The 19,460-nt window shown below is 63.6% G+C and carries 21 protein-coding genes; 1 reads left to right on the top strand and 20 read right to left on the bottom strand.

Features of this window, described 5'->3' with window-relative positions:
* Positions 1 to 20: 20 nt before the first annotated feature.
* The 20 genes from B1722_RS18695 to B1722_RS18600 form a co-directional block, all read right to left on the bottom strand.
* Positions 21 to 1,247 (bottom strand): beta-ketoacyl-ACP synthase, encoded by a 1,227-nt coding sequence (locus tag B1722_RS18695; protein WP_086793874.1) that lies wholly within the window; start codon positions 1,245 to 1,247, stop codon positions 21 to 23.
* Positions 1,247 to 1,975 carry a 3-oxoacyl-ACP reductase FabG gene (gene fabG, locus B1722_RS18690; RefSeq protein WP_086793872.1) on the bottom strand — a complete coding sequence of 243 codons (729 nt, stop codon included), beginning with the start codon at positions 1,973 to 1,975 and terminating at the stop codon, positions 1,247 to 1,249. The genes B1722_RS18695 and fabG overlap by 1 nt, the downstream gene beginning before the upstream one ends.
* Positions 1,968 to 2,432 carry a hotdog family protein gene (locus B1722_RS18685; protein WP_041074889.1) on the bottom strand — a complete coding sequence of 155 codons (465 nt, stop codon included), beginning with the start codon at positions 2,430 to 2,432 and terminating at the stop codon, positions 1,968 to 1,970. Before B1722_RS18685 ends, fabG begins: the two co-directional genes overlap by 8 nt.
* Positions 2,429 to 3,625 carry a beta-ketoacyl-[acyl-carrier-protein] synthase family protein gene (locus B1722_RS18680; RefSeq protein WP_086793869.1) on the bottom strand — a complete coding sequence of 399 codons (1,197 nt, stop codon included), beginning with the start codon at positions 3,623 to 3,625 and terminating at the stop codon, positions 2,429 to 2,431. The genes B1722_RS18685 and B1722_RS18680 overlap by 4 nt, the downstream gene beginning before the upstream one ends.
* The gene (locus B1722_RS18675) at positions 3,622 to 4,230 is read right to left on the bottom strand and encodes a hypothetical protein (RefSeq protein ID WP_174377217.1); all 609 of its coding nucleotides are present in this window, start codon (positions 4,228 to 4,230) and stop codon (positions 3,622 to 3,624) included. Before B1722_RS18675 ends, B1722_RS18680 begins: the two co-directional genes overlap by 4 nt.
* Complete coding sequence (locus B1722_RS18670; protein ID WP_041074885.1) at positions 4,230 to 4,955, bottom strand: class I SAM-dependent methyltransferase; 726 nt, start codon at positions 4,953 to 4,955, stop codon at positions 4,230 to 4,232. Before B1722_RS18670 ends, B1722_RS18675 begins: the two co-directional genes overlap by 1 nt.
* Positions 4,952 to 6,199, bottom strand: coding sequence for an NAD(P)/FAD-dependent oxidoreductase (locus B1722_RS18665; protein ID WP_086793868.1), 1,248 nt, complete (start codon positions 6,197 to 6,199; stop codon positions 4,952 to 4,954). The genes B1722_RS18670 and B1722_RS18665 overlap by 4 nt, the downstream gene beginning before the upstream one ends.
* Positions 6,186 to 7,349, bottom strand: coding sequence for a sodium:proton antiporter (locus tag B1722_RS18660; protein ID WP_086793866.1), 1,164 nt, complete (start codon positions 7,347 to 7,349; stop codon positions 6,186 to 6,188). The genes B1722_RS18665 and B1722_RS18660 overlap by 14 nt, the downstream gene beginning before the upstream one ends.
* A complete protein-coding gene (locus tag B1722_RS18655) occupies positions 7,346 to 9,685 on the bottom strand; it encodes an MMPL family transporter (protein ID WP_086793864.1) in 2,340 nt (779 codons plus the stop codon). The genes B1722_RS18660 and B1722_RS18655 overlap by 4 nt, the downstream gene beginning before the upstream one ends.
* Positions 9,669 to 10,271: an outer membrane lipoprotein carrier protein LolA gene (locus tag B1722_RS18650; RefSeq protein ID WP_086793862.1), complete on the bottom strand. Its 603-nt coding sequence runs from the start codon at positions 10,269 to 10,271 to the stop codon at positions 9,669 to 9,671. Before B1722_RS18650 ends, B1722_RS18655 begins: the two co-directional genes overlap by 17 nt.
* Positions 10,268 to 10,693, bottom strand: coding sequence for a thioesterase family protein (locus B1722_RS18645; RefSeq protein ID WP_041074875.1), 426 nt, complete (start codon positions 10,691 to 10,693; stop codon positions 10,268 to 10,270). Before B1722_RS18645 ends, B1722_RS18650 begins: the two co-directional genes overlap by 4 nt.
* Positions 10,686 to 12,230, bottom strand: coding sequence for a histidine ammonia-lyase (gene hutH / locus B1722_RS18640; protein ID WP_086793860.1), 1,545 nt, complete (start codon positions 12,228 to 12,230; stop codon positions 10,686 to 10,688). The genes B1722_RS18645 and hutH overlap by 8 nt, the downstream gene beginning before the upstream one ends.
* The gene (locus B1722_RS18635; RefSeq protein ID WP_086793858.1) at positions 12,211 to 13,158 is read right to left on the bottom strand and encodes a glycosyl transferase; all 948 of its coding nucleotides are present in this window, start codon (positions 13,156 to 13,158) and stop codon (positions 12,211 to 12,213) included. The genes hutH and B1722_RS18635 overlap by 20 nt, the downstream gene beginning before the upstream one ends.
* The gene (locus B1722_RS18630; protein WP_041074871.1) at positions 13,155 to 13,889 is read right to left on the bottom strand and encodes a glycosyltransferase family 2 protein; all 735 of its coding nucleotides are present in this window, start codon (positions 13,887 to 13,889) and stop codon (positions 13,155 to 13,157) included. Before B1722_RS18630 ends, B1722_RS18635 begins: the two co-directional genes overlap by 4 nt.
* Positions 13,890 to 14,017: 128 nt before the next feature.
* Positions 14,018 to 15,697: an acyl-CoA synthetase family protein gene (locus B1722_RS18625; protein ID WP_086793856.1), complete on the bottom strand. Its 1,680-nt coding sequence runs from the start codon at positions 15,695 to 15,697 to the stop codon at positions 14,018 to 14,020.
* The gene (locus tag B1722_RS18620; protein ID WP_086793854.1) at positions 15,694 to 16,239 is read right to left on the bottom strand and encodes a hypothetical protein; all 546 of its coding nucleotides are present in this window, start codon (positions 16,237 to 16,239) and stop codon (positions 15,694 to 15,696) included. Before B1722_RS18620 ends, B1722_RS18625 begins: the two co-directional genes overlap by 4 nt.
* The gene (locus B1722_RS18615) at positions 16,236 to 16,490 is read right to left on the bottom strand and encodes an acyl carrier protein (RefSeq protein WP_041074867.1); all 255 of its coding nucleotides are present in this window, start codon (positions 16,488 to 16,490) and stop codon (positions 16,236 to 16,238) included. The genes B1722_RS18620 and B1722_RS18615 overlap by 4 nt, the downstream gene beginning before the upstream one ends.
* A gap of 9 nt (positions 16,491 to 16,499) precedes the next feature.
* Positions 16,500 to 16,775: a phosphopantetheine-binding protein gene (locus tag B1722_RS18610; RefSeq protein WP_041074865.1), complete on the bottom strand. Its 276-nt coding sequence runs from the start codon at positions 16,773 to 16,775 to the stop codon at positions 16,500 to 16,502.
* The gene (locus tag B1722_RS18605) at positions 16,759 to 17,565 is read right to left on the bottom strand and encodes a 1-acyl-sn-glycerol-3-phosphate acyltransferase (protein ID WP_041074863.1); all 807 of its coding nucleotides are present in this window, start codon (positions 17,563 to 17,565) and stop codon (positions 16,759 to 16,761) included. The genes B1722_RS18610 and B1722_RS18605 overlap by 17 nt, the downstream gene beginning before the upstream one ends.
* A complete protein-coding gene (locus tag B1722_RS18600; RefSeq protein WP_047290917.1) occupies positions 17,541 to 18,260 on the bottom strand; it encodes a beta-ketoacyl synthase chain length factor in 720 nt (239 codons plus the stop codon). The genes B1722_RS18605 and B1722_RS18600 overlap by 25 nt, the downstream gene beginning before the upstream one ends.
* A 362-nt stretch (positions 18,261 to 18,622) precedes the next feature.
* Here B1722_RS18600 and B1722_RS18595 point away from each other — a divergent pair, with 362 nt between their 5' ends.
* Positions 18,623 to 19,393, top strand: coding sequence for a ParA family protein (locus B1722_RS18595; protein ID WP_041074859.1), 771 nt, complete (start codon positions 18,623 to 18,625; stop codon positions 19,391 to 19,393).
* Positions 19,394 to 19,460: the final 67 nt, after the last annotated feature.

The raw sequence follows: 19,460 nt of genomic DNA, 5'->3' as shown, positions 1-19,460 counted from the left end.
TCACTCCAAACGTGTTGCGGTCAGTGCCAGCGGCGGAAAATCAGCGAGGTGTTGACGCCACCAAAAGCGAAATTGTTGTTCATCACGTAGTCGTGATGCATCTGGCGGAATTCGCCGCGCAGGTAATCGAGCTTGCCGCAGTGCGGGTCGACCTCGTCGAGGTTGAGCGTGTGCACAAACAGGTCGCGATTCATCATCTCGATGCTGAACCATGACTCCAGCGCCCCGCAGGCCCCCAGCGTGTGGCCGAGGAAACTCTTCTGCGAGCTGATCGGCATGTGTTCGCCGAACAGACTGCTGGTTGCCAGTGTTTCGGCAATGTCGCCCTGTTCTGTAGCGGTGCCGTGACCATTGACATAACCGATGGCGTCCGGCGTCAGCCCGGCGTCTTCCAGCGCCAGCTCCATGGCGCGGCGCATGGTGACCTGTTCCGGGCGCGTGGTGTGCTGGCCGTCGGCGTTGCTGCCGAAGCCGACGATCTCGGCGTGGATCCGCGCACCGCGAGCCAGCGCATGCTCCAGCTCTTCGAGCACCAGCATGCCGCCGCCTTCGCCGATCACCAGACCGTCGCGGCCCTTGTCATACGGACGTGGGCTGGTCTGTGGCGCGTCGTTTTTCAGGCTGGTGGCGTAGAGCGCGTCGAACACCATCGCTTCGGTCGGGCACAGCTCTTCGGCGCCGCCGGCGAGCATCAGCGGCAGCCGTCCGAACTTGATCGCTTCATACGCGTAGCCAATGCCCTGACTGCCGCTGGTGCAGGCGCTGGACGTCGGGATCAGGCGTCCAGTGAGGCCGAAGAAAATGCTGATGTTGGCCGCGGTGGTGTGCGGCATCATCCGCACGTAGGAGTTGGCGTTGAGGCCTTCGGCCACCGAGTTGAGCAGCATGTTGCCGAAGGCCTTGATCTCGTCGGTGCTGCCGGTGGACGAACCACACGCCACACCCATGCGCCCGTCCTTGATCGATTCGTCACCGAGCAGGCCGGCGTCAGCCAGCGCCTGTTCCGCCGCGCCTACGGCCAGCCGCGAGACCCGGCCCATGCTGCGCAGTTGCTTGCGGGTCCAGTGCGGCGGCACGACAAAATCATCGATCGGCCCGGCCAGACGGGTGTTGAGTTCGCCGAAGCGGTCCCACTCGTGCATGCGGCGGATGCCGCTGCGGTTGGCCGCGAAGTTGCCGGCGATGGTCTGCCAGTCGCTGCCAAGCGAGGTGATGCCGGCCATGCCGGTGACGACGACGCGCTTCATCAGCACAGGCCTCCGTTGACCGCCAAAACCTGACGAGTGATGTACGCGGCTTCCGCCGACATCAGGAAATTCACTGCACTGGCAACCTCTTGCGGGGTGCCCATGCGTTGTGCGGGGATCATTTTCATCAGCTCTTCCACCGGCACGTTTTCATCCAGCATCGCTGTGTCGATCAGGCCCGGCGCGACGCAGTTAACGGTGATTTTGCGCTTGCCCAGTTCGATCGCCAACGCCTTCGCAGCGCCGATCACTCCGGCCTTGGAGGCGCTGTAGTTGACCTGGCCCCGGTTGCCGATCAAACCCGACACCGAGGTGATGCAGACGATCCGACCGGCGGCGCGACGACGGATCATCGGCATCATCACCGGGTGCAGGACGTTGTAGAAACCGTCGAGGTTTGTGCGCAGCACCACGTCCCAATCGTCATCGCTCAACGCCGGAAAAGCGCCATCGCGGGTCAGGCCGGCGTTAAGCACCACGCCGTAATAAGCGCCGTGGGTTTCGACGTCAGCTTCAAGGATGGTTTTGCAGGCTTCGCGGTCGGCGACGTCGAATTGCAGGATGCGCGCGTGACGGCCCAGCGCTTCGATCTCGGCCTGCACCGCTTGCGCTTCGGCAACGCCGCTGCGGCAATGCAGGACGATGTCGTGCCCGGCCTGTGCCAGACGCAAGGCAATGGCGCGGCCGATACCACGGCTGGAGCCGGTGACCAGTACGGATTCAGTCATCGTTCGACTCCCTGGTTTGTTCAAGATATTGGCTGGGCTGCGGCGGGCGGAACACGTTCAAACGTGCGCTGGCCTCGATGCCGGGGGCGTTGATGTGGCATTCGAAAACACCCATGCCGTTGTCGTCTTCCAGCGAACGGATGCCGTGGATGGTCAGTTCGCTGCCGGCCGGAAACGCCTCGACGTTGCACTCGAATTTACGTGTCCCGAGGAGGAAACCCAGCGCGACCGGGTTGCCCTTCTGCCGTGCGTGGCAACCGGCGAAGGCGGCTACGCTTTGCGCCATCAACTCGATGCCGACCCACGCCGGCAGGCTGCCGTCTGGCAGGTTGAACAAACCGTCGGGCTTGACGGTGAGGCGGGTGTGGATCTGCTCTTCGTCGAAGCTGAGGATGCGGTCGATCAGGATCATGTCGCCAGCGTGGGGCAGCAGTTCGGCGAGCGGCCAGTCATTCATGGAGCGTCTCCGATAATCAGGCTGACGTTGTTGCCGCCGAAGGCAAACGAATTGCTCATCAGGTAGCGGGGTGCAATGGACGACAGGCGTTCGCTCGCGGTCACCCACTTCAGCGCCGGCAAGTCGGGGTCGGGCTGGGCGTCCCAGACGTGTGGCGGCAAGGCTTGTTGCGGGTTGTCGGCGCTCAGGCTCAGCCAGCAGAACGCTGCTTCCAGCGCACCGGCCGCGCCGAGGGTGTGACCGGTCATCGGCTTGGTCGACGAGCAGGCCACGCCGTCGGGAAACAGCGTGGCGACTGCCAGACTTTCCATTGCATCGTTGTGCTGGGTCGCGGTGCCATGCAGGTTCAGGTAGCTGATGTGCGCCGCTTGCAACTGTGCGCGGCTCAAGGCTTTCTGCATGGCTTGCAGGGCGCCGCGACCGCTCGGTTCCGGCGCGGAAATATGGTGCGCGTCGGAGCTGGCGCCGCTGCCGAGCAGGGCAATGACCGGGCCGTCGCTGCGCTGCTGGCTCATCAGAAACAGCACCGCCGCTTCGCCGATGTTGATGCCGTTACGGTTGGCCGAGAACGGATTGCAGCGCTGGTCGGACACCGCTTCCAGCGCGCTGAAACCGTTGAGCGTCAGTTTGCACAGGCTGTCGACCCCGCCGCACAGCACCGCGTCGCACAGGCCCAGATCAAGCAGGCGCTGTGCGCTCATCAACGCCCGCGCACTGGACGTGCAGGCGGTGGAAATCACGTAGGCCGGGCCGCTGAGCTGCAGCCAATCGGCGAGAAAGTTCGCCGGCGCGCCGAGTTCCTGTTGCCGATAGTCGTACTCGGTAGGGAACTGCTGCTCGCGAAGGTAGTGCGCCAGCCCGCGGCTGGCCTCGTCGATCCCCGAGGTGCTGGTGCCGAGCACCACGCCGATGCGCTCGCGACCATACGTCTGGATGGCCCGGTCGATGTCCTCGCGAATCTGCAGCGCGGCTTCCAGCAGCATTTGATTGTTGCGGCTGCGCTGGTCGGTCAGTTCGGCCGGAACAGGCGCCAGCTCACCATGCACCGCCGCCACGGGCAATTCACGCTCGGCAACCCAGCCGGACTCGCGGCGCATGCCCGAGCAGTCACCGGCAAACAGGTTCTGCGCGACCTGTTGCTTGTCGCGGCCCAGCGCGCAGATCACGCCGAGGGCATTGAGGTAGGCAGTCATGGCGTCGGCTCACCGAGAGGAGAAACCCGATAGTGCGGGCCTTGGGGCAGATTCAATTGGAAACTCAACGGTTGTGCATAACGGATCGTCCAGCGCCGCGCCAGCGTGCGTTGCTCGCCCTGCTGCTGCGCGGTGGGGTAAGTGCGCGCCAGTTCGCCGGACGGGGTCAGGGCGAACAGCAGCGCGGCAAACAGCTCCCGGGCTTCGGGATTGGGCGGCAGCAGCCCGTCGGCCTGCCAGCGCCCGTCGATCAGTTGCTGACGGGCCTGGGGAATGCCCAGCGGATCCATCATCGACCAGCGGATGCCGGGGCCTTCGCGCTGGATCACCAACAGCCAGTCCTGACGCTGATCGGCCTGTTGGCGCTCGATGTGCAGTTGCAGCGGTAACGGCAGCGTCGGGTCGCTCGCGGGCAGCGGGGCCTGGCTGGCGCAACCACTCAGCAAAGCAAATGCCACCAAAATCAGCCATACCGCAAACCTTGTGGGAGCTGGCTTGCCAGCGATGGCGGCGGCACATCCAGCATTTTGGTTAACTGACACACCGCTATCGCTGGCAAGCCAGCTCCCACAGGGGTTTAGCTGTGCTGATCGAAAGTGGTACATCAGATGGATTCCTGCAATGGCTTGCGGGCGACAACGTTCACCAACGTTTCCTCACGCTCGCCAAACGGCTTCGGCCGGCGCAATCCGAACCGTTCCAGCAGTCCGAAATCCTTCGACCGGCTCCACCACAAATACGGGTACGAAACATTGCGCTCGCCAAACTCGAAACCCTGCTGGCGAATCATCTCCAGGTACTGCGCCGCGCTCTTTTGCACCTGCATCGGATGGCGGAACAGCCAGCGGATCACCCAAGTATCAATGTATGCCTCGGTGGACTCGGCGAACAGCAGATAACCACCCGGTTTGAGCACGCGGTAGAACTCGGCGAGGGCTTTTTCCTGCTCGACCAGATGATGAAAGGTCTGGTGGCAGAACAGCAGGTCAACACTGGCATCGGCCACATTGAGCGTCGCGCAGTCGCTGCCGATCAGCTCGACGTCGAAGCCCTGCCGCGCCGCTTCTTCGGCGCTCAATTGCAGGCTGTGCGGGTCGGCGTCGACGCCGATCAGATGCTGTGGGGCGAAGGTCTGGTGCAGGTGGCGGAACGATTTGCCCTGACCGCAACCAGCGTCCAGCAGCACCGGATTGGCCGGCAGCGAATCGCTGAACAATCCGCGTAAATCGTTGATCGCCACGCGCAGCACATGGTGCTGCCAGGTGTGGCTGCGCAGGAACCAGAAACCGAAGCGGGTTTCCTCGACGTAGCTGTCGCTCAAGTAATTCATGGGGCGTCCTTTGCACAAAGTTCGGAAATCATCTTCAACCGGCGACGCGCTTCGCTGACGAACGGGTTGCGCTCATCCCAGGCGTAACCGGCGAGGATCGAGCAGATCATCCGGCGGATGTCTGCCTGGCTGTCTTGATAAAAAATCACGTCCTGAAAGGTGCCGGCATACCAGCCCTCGACGTAGCAGCGGAAGGTGTCGACGCCACGTTTGAGCGGCTCGGCGAACTCGCGCTGCCAATCGACGATTTCCCCCTGCAACTGCCGGTGAAGGACGGCGGCGGCCATGCTCGCCGAACGCATGGCGATGGTCACGCCGGAGGAGAACACCGGGTCGAGAAATTCCGCCGCGTTGCCAAGCAGGGCGAAGCCCGGACCGTGCAGGGTTTTCACATTGGCCGCATAACCGCCGAGGGTACGCGCCGGGGTGTCCCACACCGCGTTGTTCAATACAGCGGCGAGGCTCGGCGTTTCGCCGATGAAACCGCGCAGGCAGGCATCCAGATCGCTGTCGCGCCCCTTGAAGTGCTCGGCAGCAGCCACCACGCCCACCGAGCAGCGCCCGTTGCTGAACGGGATCGTCCAGAACCAGATGTCGCGGTGCTCGGGATGAGTAGTGACGAGGATCTTCTCGCGGTCGAAGGCCGGGTTATCGATGTGATCTTCAACGTGGGTGAATACTGCCTGGCGCACCGGGAAATTCGACGGCGCTTCCAGATCAAGCAAACGCGATAGCACGCGCCCGTAACCGCTGGCGTCGAGCACAAAGTCCGCTTCGATGCGGTACTCGCTGCCGTCTTCGCGCAGCACGTCAAGCTGCGGTCTGGCCCGGTCGAAATCGACGCGGACGATGGCATCGCCGTAACGGAATTCGGCACCCTGCAATTCAGCCTGATCAGCCAGCAGCTTATCGAAGTCGGCGCGCTGCACCTGGAACGTGGTCGGCTTGCCTGCGGTGAAGGTGTCGCTGAAATCGAAGGCGCTGTAGCGCTCGCCCCAGGCGAAGGCGGCACCGGTCTTGCGCTGGAAACCGGCGGCATTGACTGCATCGAGCATGCCGGCCTCTTCGACGAAATCCAGGCAATGGCTGAGCAGGCTTTCACCAATGGAAAACCTCGGGAAATGCTGGCGCTCGAGCACCAGCACATCGTGGCCCTGGCGCTTGAGCAACGCGGCGGCAATGGCCCCGGACGGGCCCGCGCCAATGATCACGACCTGGCGGGATTCCATTTCAACGATTGGCACGTGAGCTCCCGGGCGCAGTGGCGCTGGTTTTCGTAGGCGCGCGGTGCAGGCCGATCAGGGCCGGCAACAGCGTCGCGATCAGGCCCATCAGCATCAGCGCGAAGTACAGCGCCGTGCTGATCAGCTGTTGTTGCAGCAGCAGGTTGAGAAAGACGATTTCGCTCAGTCCGCGAATATTCAGCAGCACGCTTTCGCGCCAGCGGCTGGCGCCTTCGAACGATGCACCTGCCCAGCCCAGCCCTAGCCAGTTGCCGAGCAGTTTACTGGCAATCGGCAACAGCAGCAGCGCCGCCCATTGCACCGCGCCAAGGCTGGCCAGGGCGCTGTGCACGTCGATCTGCACGATGCCGAAGGTGAGGATCAGCGGGATCGCGATCCACGTCTGCAAACGGCTCATCCACCGCGCCGGCAATGGCAGCACCAACGGCACTTTCAGCAAGGCCATGCACAGCAGATAACCGATGCCGAAAATCAGCGCGTTGAGTTTGTAGTGCTCGGCCAGCACCAGCAGCGCGAAGAAGCCGAGGCTGTAGGTCAGCGGACGACGCACGCGCAGCAGATGCAACAGCACTGGCACGCAGGCCAAGCCGAGTGGCAGCAACAGGCTGCTCAAATGCAGGCTGCCCTGAGCGAGACCGAACAGCGTCCAGCAGGTCAGGTCGATGAGGATTGCCGTTTGTACCAGGCGCCGGGTGGCGGCGGGCGGGTAGTCGATGTGGCGCAGGTACAGGTACAGCACCGGAATCGCGGTGATTGCGAACACCAGCCCGATCGCCAGCGAGTTCAGCCACGGTTGCGCCGGCAGCAGCCAGCAGGCGACGGCCAGACCGCAGGCGAACGGCACAGCGAAACTCGGCACGGCGATTTTCACGCTCTGGCGGTCCAGCCGCAGGTCGATCACATCACTGAGAATGTGCCCGAGCAACAGCGCGAAACTCAGGCTGTAGAGGTCTTTCAACCACCCTGGCGCAATCAGTTCGGCGCCGCTGAGTTGCCAGCCCGGCTCAATCCAGAAGTACATCAACAGCGGCAAACCGAAGCTGGCTAGCAGCAACTGGCTGACGATCGGGATCAGGCCGAAGTGTCGACCGACACGGGTGGCCACAGCGAACAACGCCAGGGCCATCAGCCAGAAGCTGACGACCATCACGCTGCCGGCTCCACGACGGCGGCGCGGTGGACGTGACGTCCGGCCCACGGCGCGAGAATGAAGCTGAAGGCCAGACCGAGGCTCACTGCCAGGCCAAAATTGCTCACCGCCGGCGTACTGGAAACGGCCAGCAGACCGAACGACAGCCAAGTCGTCAGCGCCGCCAGCAGGGTGCCCAGCAGACTCACCGCCGCACCGCCAACCTGTTCACGCATCAGGATCGCGTAATCGACGCTGATCGCCGTCACCAGCAGCAGGCCGAACAGGCTGAACAGGGTCAGCGGCTGGCCGAGCCATCCGAGGCTGGCCAGGCTGCACAGCGCCGCCAGCAGCGGCAGGGCGACGATGCGCAACGCGCCGCCGAAGCCGAACGGCACCATCAGCACCAGTACGATCAACACGCAGGAGGCGAGTTTCAGTTCGGCGGCGCTGATCTGGGTCGCGGCAAACACGTTGTTCAATTCACCGAGCCGATCGACCAGCATCACCCCCGGCAAGTCCAGCGCCTGCACCCGCAGCAGGGACGGATTGTTCAGGCCCTGCAGGCTGGTCATCGCCGCTACGCCGTCATCGGTCGGGCCGAGCCACAGCGTGCGGTAGGGTTCGCCCAACGGCCCGGCCAGTGCCGCGTCGATGTCTTCGGCAGGCAGACTCTGCAACTGCTGCAACTCGGTTTGCAACGCCGCGAGCGGCACGCCGAGGTCGAGCAATGGCTGCCAGTGTTGCGGCAGTTTGCTCAGCGCTTCGCGAACCTGCTGTTGCTGGCTCGGCGGACTGAGCAACTGATCGAGCGCCAGATAGCCTTGCAGTTTGTCGAGGTTGACCAGTTGCTGCAGGCGTTCGCTCAGCGCGGCCTGACGCTCCAGCAACTCCTGCTGATTGGCCCCGCGCACCAGAAAGAACTGGCTGGTCGGCTGATAGCCGGTGATGCGTGCGATGGTCTGCGCCTCATCGGTCAGGCGTTGTGGCGCGCCGACCCATTGGCGAATGTCGTTTTTGCTTTGCAGCTGCACCAGACCGCCAGCGCAGAACGCGATCAGCAGCGCCAGCAGCACCGGGGTGCGTACGTGTTCGAGCAGGTTTTCGCGCAGTTGCACCAAGCGCTCGGCCAGGCGCAGCGGCCATTGCGCCGGTTGCAGCTCAACGTTTTTCAGCAGGGCCGGCAGCAGGCACACCGCCGACAGATACGCGCCGAGCAAGCCGGCAGCGGAGAACACCGCGATTTGCGTCAACGCCGGAAAGGGCGTCCAGGCCAGCGCCAGATAACCGATGGCGCTGGTGATCAGGCTCAGCGTCAGCCCGGACAGGGTCAGGCGCAGCGCCGGCCAACTGCGCCACGGCTTGAGGCTCCAGCTTTTCGACAGATAGTGCAGCGGGTAATCCACCGCCACGCCGATCAGGCTGGAGCCGAGCACCAGCGTCATCACATGCATGTGGCCGAACACCGCGACGCAGGCCACCGCGCCGAACAGCATGCCCACCAGCACCGGCACGAACGCCAGCAGCACCCGCCAGCGACGAAACGCCAACAGCAGCAACAGCAGAATACCGAGGGTGGCGCCGCCGCCGACCCAGGTCATTTCGCGGGTGGCTTGCTGCTGACCGTTGGCGGCGTACAGCAGACCGCTGGCGGCCAACAGTTGCACGTCGGCTTTCGCCGCTTGCTCGCGACTGTGCTGCAGCAGATCGGCGACTTTCAGCGGCAGGTTCATGTCGAAGGCATTGCCGGTGGTGCGCGCGCGCAGCAGCACCCAGCTCTTGCCGTCGGCATCGGCGACCAGTGCGCCGCTGCCGATGTCCAGTTGCACCGCGCCGTGTTTCGGCTGGCTGTTCTGAATGCGTCCGGTGAGGCCCAGCCAGTCGTCCTGGCTCGGCACCAGGGTGAAACCGTTGAACGGGTCGAATAGCGCCTGCACCCGTTGCTGAATGAACGCATCGGGATGCTCGGTCAGCAGTTGCCGGTCATCCGCCGAGAGCATCGCCAGTCGCCCTTGCAGCAGTTGCGTGCGCAGCGCCGGCAGATCCGCCTGCAGGTTCCACTGGACCTTTTCGAACAGACCGCTGGCCTGCCATTGCTCGCCGAGGGTTTGCGCCATGGCCAGCGCTTGCTGGCGATCGGCGTGCCCTACCAGCACCAGCATTTCCCGATTGAGCGGCTCCTGCATGCGCTGTTCGGCGCGCAGTTCGAGGGCGTCAGGGTTGGTCCCGGGCACCAGTTCCATGAGGTTGGCCGACAGCGGCGCACCGTCGCGCCACTGCCACCCGGCCAGCGCGACAACCGCCAGCAGCAGGATCAGGAACAGCCACGGCAGCCTGCGTTCACTCGGCAAAGTCATGTTGCTCCGCTTCGCTCAACGGCTGGTTTGCAGTGCTGTCCTGCATGCGCAGCACGGTGCTGTCGCCCTGGGTTTCCAGCAGTTCGATGGTCTGTACCAGCTCACCACCGTTGATATTGATCTGATTGAACACTTGCTTGAGCAGCACCGAACGCGGGGTCAGGGTGAGTTTCCACTGCTGTGCGTCGCCGCTCAGGGCCAGTTCGAAATCCCGCTGCAAGCCGCTGCTGTCACCTTGCAGCACGGCGAGGAACAAACGGTTCTGTTCGGCCCCGGCGCTCTTGTTCGGCAGCAACTGCCAAGCGTTGCCGTCACGACGGGCGATGCCGTTGGCGGTGATGCGGTAATCCTGTTGCAACGGGGTCTTGAGCAGCCAGAGCAGACCGTGGTTTTTCGCCAGGACGAAGCTGCCCTTGCTGAGCAACGGCTGAGGCAGCGCGCGCAGGTGCTTTTCCTGAATGAACTGGCCGTGGATCACTTCCGGTTTCGCCAGTTGTTCGCTGAGCTGTTGCAGGTCGAAGGCGTTGGCCAGCATCGACACGGCGAGCAGCGCCAGCGCGCCAAGGCCTTTGCAGAACAGGTTCATCGCAGCATCCTTTCCACCGCTTCGGTGAACACTTTGGGGGAGGCCAGTTGCATCTCGCGGCTGCTGATCTCGACCGCCACCTGCACCGAGCTGGCGCGGGTCAGGCGCTCGCCGGTCTGCAGGTCGGTGATCAGGTAATTGATCTTCAAGCGGTTCTCCCACTCCACCAGACTGGCGCGCACGTTCAGGCGCTGGCCGAACACCGCGCCGCGCACATAACGCAGTTGCAGGTCGATGATCGGCCACGCGTAACCGGACTCGGACATCTGCGTGTAGTTGTGGCCGATCTGGTCGAGCAGCGCGCAGCGCGCCACTTCCAGGTATTTGACGTAATGCCCGTGCCAGACCACGTGCATAGTGTCGACGTCAAAAAACGGCACGAGAATTTCCGTGTCGGCGTGCAGCACTCCGGCGCTACGCATGCAGCCTCCAGTGTTGCTCGGCGATACGTTGCAGACACAGGCGCAATTCGCCTTCGAGTGCACGGTCTTCGATGACCGGCGGGAAGTCCTTGGCCAGCTCTTCGTGCATGGCGGCCAGCGAAGGTGGCAGCGCACGCGCGTCTTCATCACGACCGCGCAACCACACGCCTTGATTGGCCGCGAGCAACGTGGCGGCGGCGACCTGCTCGGTCAGCTCCAGCACGCGGATCGCGTCACGGGCGGCGATGGTGCCCATGCTCACCTTGTCCTGGTTGTGGCACTCGGTGGAGCGTGAGAACACGCTGGCCGGCATGGTGTTTTTCAGCGCTTCGGCGGTCCAGGCGCTGGTGCCGATCTGCACGGCTTTGAAGCCGTGGTTGATCATGGCGCGCTCCGCCGGAGCACCGGACAGGTTGCTCGGCAAGCCGTGGTTGTAGCGTTCGTCGACCAGCAACGCGAGTTGTCGGTCTAGCAGGTCGGCAACGTTGGCCACCAGATTTTTCAGGCTGTCCATGGCGAACGCAATGTGCCCGCCGTAGAAGTGCCCGCCGTGCAGCACGCGTTCGGCTTCGGCGTCGATGATCGGGTTGTCGTTGGCGCTGTTGAGTTCGGTCTCGATGAACGAACGCAACCAGTTCAGGCTGTCGGCCAGTACCCCGAGCACGTGTGGGGCGCAGCGCAGCGAGTAGCGATCCTGCAGGCGATGCAGCGGCGCGGTCGGCGCGTCGATCGCCAGATCCTTGCGCAGCCACGCGGCGACTTGCATCTGCCCCGGATGCGGCTTGGCGGCGAACAGACGCTCGTCGAAGTGTTCCGGGTTGCCTTGCAGCGCGACCACGTTGAGCGCGGTGATGCGCGTGGCCAGTTGCAGCAGATAGTCGGCGCGGGCGTAGGCGAGGCAGGCGAGGCCGGTCATCACCGCAGTGCCGTTCATCAACGCCAGCGCTTCTTTCGGGCGCAGCACCAGCGGCGTCCAGCCGAGTTCACGATGCACGTCGGCAGCCTGGCGACGCTCGCCACGGAACCACACTTCGCGCTCGCCGGACAGGGTCGCGGCGACGTAGGACAGCGGCGTCAGATCACCGCTGGCACCCACCGAACCTTCTTCGGGGATCAGCGGCAGGATGTCGTGTTCAAGGAAGGCGTGCAGACGCTCCAACAGTTCGATGCGCACCCCGGACACGCCGTGGCACAGCGACTGCAAGCGCGCCGCCAGCACCGCGCGGGTGGCTTGGGCGTCGAGCAGTTTGCCGAGGCCGCAACCGTGGAAGGTGTAGAGATGACGCGGCAGTGCCTCGACGTGATGCAGCGGCACCGCGACCACGCAGGAATCGCCGTAACCGGTGGTCACGCCGTAGATCACGCCTTCCTTGTCCAGCAGCGAATCGAGGAACCGTGCGCCTTTGGCGATGCGCTCACGGTAAGCGGCGTCGCTCTGCAACTGCACGGGCGCCTGACGGTTGGCCAGGGCCAGCACGTCTTCGATGCGCAAAGGGCGTTCGCCGAAGGTTACCGGCTCATGGGTTGGCGTCGTCATCGGTCTTCCAGAAAGGGTAAAAGTTGAACCATTGGTGCGGGGCTTCGAGGCAATAGTGACTCAGGCGCTGCGCGTAGCGGGTGGCCCACTGATGAATGACCTGCTCGCGCTCGCGGCGCGTCCACACCACGCTCTCGGCAAACGGTTCGAGGGTCAGGCGATAGTGACCGTCCGGTTGTTTCAGGCACATCAGCAGGTTGACCGGGCATTTGAGCAAACCGGCCAGCAACCACGGGCCTTGCGGAAACGCTGCCGGGTGGCCGAGAAAATCCACGGTGACGCTGCGCCCGCCGTGCAACGGCACGCGGTCGCCGGCAATCGCCAGCCATTCACCGCGCTCCAGGCGTTCGTGCAGTTGCAGCATGATCACCGGGTCCAGTTCGCTGACCTGAATCAGGCGAAGATTGGTCGCGCCGGCCTCACCCAGCAAGCGGTTGAACTGCTCGGCGTGCTTGGTGTGCACCAACACGTTCATGGTGACCTTTTCGCCGATCTCGGCCAGCGCGCGGCACACTTCGAGGTTGCCCAAGTGCGCGCCGACCAGCAGTTGCCCGCGACTGCCGCGCAACTGATTGCGCAGCAATGCCGGGTCGATGATTTCGATCTGCTCGATGCGCAGCTTGCCGTTCCACACGTCGAGCTTGTCGAGCAGCGAATCGGCGAACGCCATGAACTGGCGGAACACGCGCCAGTAGCTCGGGCGCAATTCGCCGCGGCTGCTCCAGTCAGCCAGCCGTTGCTGGTATTGCCAGGCACTGTTGCGCGCGGTACGGCCGAACAGGAAGAAGTACAGGACGATGCCGTACAGCAGCGGACTGAGCAGGCGTCGGCCAAGCACCTTGGCGGCGAACGCGGTGAATTTCATCAGCAGGAAGCTGCCGCGCTCTTCGCGGTCGGCCCAGTGCTTCTTGTCGGTCTCGACACTCATGTGCGCCACCGGCGCCAGAGGATGACGGGCAGGCGCAGCAGCATGCCGAAGAACAAGCGGGTGTGCATGCTGGAAATCAGCGCGTTGTCGTGGAACAGGCGGAAGTGCGAGACGCCGTCCAGCGGGTAATGCACGCTGGTCTGCAGCCAGCGCATCGGCTGGTTGCGCCACGCCAGGCGCACGAGGATGTCGGAGTCGAAATCCATGCGCTTGCCGACCCGTGCCGAGTCGATCAGCGCCAGCGTCGGAGTCAGCGGGTAGACGCGAAAGCCGCACATCGAATCGCGGATCTGCAGCGACAGCGTGTTGATCCAGACCATCACATGAGTCAGATAACGCGCGTACAAGCGGCCCTTGGGCACGCTCTCGTCAAACAGCGGATAACCGCAGATCATGGCGTCCGGGTGGGCGCGGGATTCCGCGACGAAACGGGCGACGTCGTGCAGGTCGTGCTGGCCGTCGGCGTCCACTTGCAGGGCGTGGGTGAAGCCCAGACGCGCCGCTTCGCGCAAGCCGGTCATCACCGCGCCGCCCTTGCCCTGATTGAGGGTCAGGCGCACCAGATGCACCTGATCACGCTCGGCCAGCGCATCCAGCACGCGCGCGCACGACGGCGTGCTGGCGTCGTCCACCAGAATGCACGGCAGGCCTTGGGCGAGCAGGGCGTCGACCACGGTGCCGATCGCGGTTTCATGGTTGTAGACCGGAATCACGGCGCAAGGGTTATGCATTGAACACATCCCCACTGTGGCGAGGGAGCTTGCTCCCGCTCGAGTGCGCAGCACTCGCTCGCAGTTTTGCGTGAACCGGGTTTGGGGCCGCTGCGCAGCCCAGCGGGAGCAAGCTCCCTCGCCACAGGTTATGCATCGGCGGCTCCTAGCAGAAGGCGTCCGCTGGAGCAGGTCGCGGTGTCATTGCGGTAGGCGAAATACAGCTTGCCGCGCTCGGGATCGAAACGCAGATGCAGTTGGACTTCATCGCCAGGGCGCACCAGTTGCTGGAATTTCAGCACTTCCATGCCGGCAAATTTGCCGGGCAGGTTCAGCAGTTGTCGGCCGAGGTTCAGTGCCCATTCGACCTGCACCACGCCGGGCAGCACCGGGGCTTTGGGGAAGTGGCCGCTGAAGTAGGCCAGATCCGGTGGAACACTCAATTGCAGGCTCCACTCGCCGTCGGTTTCGAGTTGCTCCAGCACTTCTGGCGCTTTCGGCCGTGGCGCCAGCAACAGTGCTTCGATGTCGGCCTGGGGCAGTTTGCCCTGGCTGTTCAGCGGCAGTTGCCGCACCAGACGCCAGCGCCGGGGCAAGGCCAGCGCTTCGCAATGCTGGCTCAGGTGCTTACGCAGGGCTTCGGTCAGGCTGCGGCGGCCGTGTTCACGCAAGGCAAACAGGCCGGCGTCGCTGAGCACCAGCAGGGCGCCGAGTACTGCGCGGTTTTCCTGAACCACGCCCAGCCGTGCTTCGGCGACCCAGTCATGGGCGCCCAGTGCCTGTTCCAGCATCGGCAGGGAAATGCGCTTCTCTTCGAGTTTGACGATACGGTCCAGCCGCCCGAGCAGTTCGAAACGCCCGTCGGCAGCGATGCACGCAGCGTCGGCGGTGTGTTCGACATGCCCCGCCGGCAAATAGGGGGAAGCGATCAGCAGGGCGCCGTCGCTGTCCTGGCTCAGTTCAACCCCGGCGAAGGGCTGCCACAGGCTGGCGCCTTGGCGCCAGGCGATGCCGCCGGTTTCCGAGCTGCCGAGGATTTCGGTCGGCCACTGTTGCAAGCGTTGCTGCAGGCTTTGCGCCGCGTCTGCGGGTAATGCGCCGCCGGAGGAAAACACCCGGCGCACGACACTCAGTGCCGGCCAGTCGAGGTTGTCGCCCATGCGCTTGAGCAGCGCCGGGCTGCCGACCCAGGCGAAGGCCGGATGTTCGCGGCTGGCGCGTTGCAGATCTTCCGGGAACGCCAGTTGCCTGCGCACGAACGGCCGTCCCGCGCACAGCGGCCACAGCACCCGGAACAACAAGCCGTAGATGTGCTGAGTGGCGACACTGCCGATGATCCAGGCTTCACCCAGATCCGCCCCCCACAGCTGCTCCAGGGCTTCGACCTCGTTGGCCAGTTGGCGCAGGGTCTTGTCGATGCGCTTGGGCTCACCGCTGGAGCCAGAGGTGCACAGGCTCAGGCGGCACTGGTCGAGATCCAGTTCTGCGCCGGGCAGGGCAGGCTGCAACAGATCGCTCAGGTGTGAATCATCGGAGTGATCGCTCAGCCACAGATCGACTTCGCTCGACCAGCGCTGGCGGGTCTGCGCTTGCAGGTCCGCGGGCAACAGGACGCTGACGCCGGCGCGCCAGGCCCCGAGCAGGGCGATGGCGAGGTCGGCGGCATCTTCCAGGTGCAGCGCCATGCGCTGCACGCCGCGTGCCTGCAGGCCGGCGGCAATGCTTAGCGCCTGCTCGCGCAGTTGCGCATGGTCGAGGGCCGGGGTGTCGGTGATCGCTCGCCCCGGCAGGGCCTTGAGCAACAGTTGCTCAAGTTTTATCCAGTTCATTTACGGCCTCTTACCCGTTGTCGTATCAGCCATTCAATGGCAAACATCAGGCCGATCAATCCGTAGGAGATCAGGCCGGTGTACAACATCCACCAATGCAGCGGCGCCCACAGGGTCAGGAGCGCGGCGCACAAACCGTTGCAGAAGAAAAACACGCTCCAGGCCACGGTGACCTGACGCGTGTAGCGGATCGCCTCGGGCGGCAGTTGCGGCTCGCGCAGTCGTGCCAGGCGCTCGACCATCGGCGGGCCCCATTTCAGACTCAGGCTGAACAGCACCAGCATGAAGCCGCTGATCAGCACCGGGTACCAGCGCAGCAGCAGCGGACTGTCAAACAGCGCCAGCAGCAGGCAGAACACGATCGCCACGCAGGCCATCCACAGACTGCCTGGCTTGCGCTCGCCAGTCAGGGCGCGCGCCAGCCACAGGCTACCCAGCAGCAGCCCGAACTGCCACGGGGCGAAGTGCTCCATGCCGAAATACACCGCAAAGGGGTACAGCAGCCCCGCCAGCAGCAGGCCGAGGCCGATCAATCGGCTCATGCGGCCGGTTGAACCAGACGGTAGACCGCCTCGACCACGTCACCGACGGTGCGCACCGACTTGAATTCCTCGGCGGCGATTTTCTTGCCGGTCTGGCGTTTGATGTGATCGATCAGATCGACCGCGTCGATGCTGTCGATCTCCAGATCCTGATACAGGTTGGACTCCAGGCTGATGCGCCCCGGATCCAGTTCGAACAGCTCGACCAAGGCATCGCGCAGGGTGTTGAAAATGTCGTCACGAGTTTGCATGGTCCGGTCTCAAGCTGCCTGTTTTGCCGTGACGAATGCCGCAAGGCTCGCCACGTTGGTGAAGTGGTTACGGGTGTCTTTGGCGTCGGCGTCGATCTTGATGCCGTATTTTTTCTGGATCGCCAGACCCAGTTCCAGCGCGTCGACAGAATCCAGGCCCAAGCCTTCGCCGAACAGCGTCTGTTCGTCACCGATATCGTCGACGCTGATGTCTTCGAGGCCCAGGGCATCGATGATCAGCCGTTTGATGTCGCGCACCAGGCCAGGGTTATTCAGATCGCTCATCTTCGGCGAGCTCCTTAATGAAGTAAGAGTGCAAATAATCGTTGAGCTTGCGCGAGGCCTGCGGTGCGGGGCCTTGCGTGGCGAAAGTCTGTGGGTCTATATCGGCCCCGACACGAAAACTGAAGTGCACGCGGCGGTGGGGGATCCGATACCAGGGTTCGGCCTTGGTCAAGGTGGTCGGATTGACCTTGATGACCACTGGCGTAAGGATTTTCGCACCGCGCAGGGCAATCGCTGCCGCCCCCCGATGAAAGGCGGGCGCCTGACCGGGCTGAGTGCGCGTGCCTTCGGGGAAAATGATCAGGGTCTGGCCGTTTTGCAGGGACTCGGCGGCGGCGTCGAGCATGTCCATGCTGCCGTCATTGCTGATGTATTCGGTGCGGCGCAGCGGGCCACGAGTGAACGGGTTTTCCCACAGGCTTTTCTTCACCACGCAATTGGCTTGACGCACGAGGCCGATCAGGAACACCACGTCGATCAGCGATGGGTGGTTGGCGATGATCATTTGCCCCGGGCGACCGAGACGTTCCGCCCCTTGAATGTCGTACGTCAGCACACCGGTGCGGGCCATGAAACGGACGAAAAACCAGAACAGCCGACTGACAGTCTGCCGTGCGCGCTGACGATGTTTCAAGGCATCGCCGGGCAGGCAACCGAGCAGCGGAAACACCAGCAGGCGCAAGCACAACCCGCCCAGCCCGAACAGCGCGAAACTTGCGGCAGTGGCCAGGAGGCGCCAGTAGTAGGCGTCGCGGTTTTTCTCGGTCACGGGTTGCGTTGCCAGGTCCATACACGATTTTTCCAGGCATGTTGGCAATGGGTTTGCTGACCGAGCAGGGTTCGCAACAGGTTCAGTGCGTGTGGCCAGTGCGCTTTGGACACTGCTTCCTGGCCGCTGTTCAGGGTCAGCCGCCAGCCGGTACCGGGGGTGAGCAGCAAACCGACCGCATAAGGGAACGGCACGTCGTCGATCCACTGCGAATAGGCTTGGGGCGGCTGTTCTTCGGTGATGATCAGCAGCACCGCCGGAGCGCCTTCATCGAGCAGGGCGGCCGCTTCGAGAATGCCATGTTCCAGGCCATCGCCCGCTGCCGCAAGGGCGGTCATTTCGCTGGTTTCGCCGCGCATGATCGACCACAGACCGATGATCGCGTTGTGCACCGACAGGCTGAACTGCGTCGGCGACAACGGCTCGTCCTTGGCCAGGTCACTGAGGATCTCGAAGGTGCGCGGGGTTTCGCCATGTCGTGAAACAAACACCAGCGGCAGGTTTTCCCGTCCGTCGGCCAGTGGCCAGCCGACACTGAACGCCATGCGCGCCAGACGGCTGAGGCGCCGGCGCTGCATGGCGGGCAGAAACGACACATCGGGCGCGGCATCGCTGTCCGGGAGTACGACCGGTTGTCGGCTCCAGGCCTGCCACGCGTCCACGCTGTCGAGCCCCGGGGCCCACGCGCGCCATTGGGCGATGTTGAAGTTGATCACGGATGTTCATCCTGCCCCTGCGGGCTTTTTATGACGCTTTGAGTCGCCAAAGCCGCGGCTGACCTGATGTGGCGCTTGGCGCCGGGTGGCGCGCATTATCCCGGTGCGACGAGTGTGTAGCAAATGTTGGTTACGTTTTGCGCAGCAAAATGTACCGAGTGGTCCGCAGAAAAACTGTCACTTGGCCATTATCCGGATCGTGTCGGATTTGTCTGTCGGACCTGTCAGCGCACACGGCAGGTTTTTGCCCTCTGTGCCCGCTGATTTTTGCACCTGACTCTGTAGTCCGCGTCGTTGAAGGTAGCGAAGCGCACGCACAGGCAACTACACTCGGTCATTCTTTGATACACGGAGGTTTTGTCATGCGGCGCGTGGTGTTCAATCAGAAAGGTGGTGTGGGCAAATCCAGCATTGCCTGCAATCTGGCGGCGGTGAGTGCCAGCGAGGGCTATCGCACGCTGTTGGTCGACCTCGATGCCCAGGCCAACTCCACTCAGTATCTGACCGGGCTCACTGGCGATGACATCCCCATGGGCATTGCCGACTTCTTCAAACAGACCCTGTCATCCGGGCCGTTTTCGAAGAAAAACCAGGCCGACATCTACGAAACCCCGTTCGACAACCTGCACATCATCACCGCCACCGCTGAACTGGCCGATCTGCAGCCCAAGCTTGAGGCCAAGCACAAGATCAACAAGCTGCGCAAATTGCTGGATGAGCTGGACGGCGAATACGACCGGATTTATCTCGATACGCCGCCAGCGCTGAACTTCTATGCGGTGTCGGCGCTGATCGCTGCCGATCGGGTATTGATTCCCTTCGATTGCGACAGTTTCTCGCGTCAGGCGCTGTACGGGCTGCTGGCGGAGATCGAAGAGTTGAAGGAGGACCACAACGACGGCCTGGAAGTCGAAGGCATCGTGGTCAACCAGTTCCAGGCCCGGGCCAGTCTGCCGCAGCAGATTCTCGATGAGTTGATTGCCGAGGGCTTGCCGGTGCTGCCGGTGTATCTGAACAGCTCGGTGCGCATGCGCGAGTCGCACCAGGCCAGCACCCCGCTGATCCACCTCGACCCACGGCACAAACTGACGCAGCAGTTCGTTGAACTGCACAACCTGCTCGAAGATCACTGATTGCCGGATTGCACGCCACCCTCCTGTGGGAGATTCTATGTTGCTCAGCAACCCTAGAATCTCAAAC

This window comes from Pseudomonas sp. SCPG-7, from assembly GCF_002156405.1.
GTDB classification, from domain to species: Bacteria; Pseudomonadota; Gammaproteobacteria; order Pseudomonadales; family Pseudomonadaceae; genus Aquipseudomonas; species Aquipseudomonas parakoreensis.
Note: the sequence above shows the minus strand (reverse complement) of the source record. Positions and strands in the feature narration are given on the sequence as shown.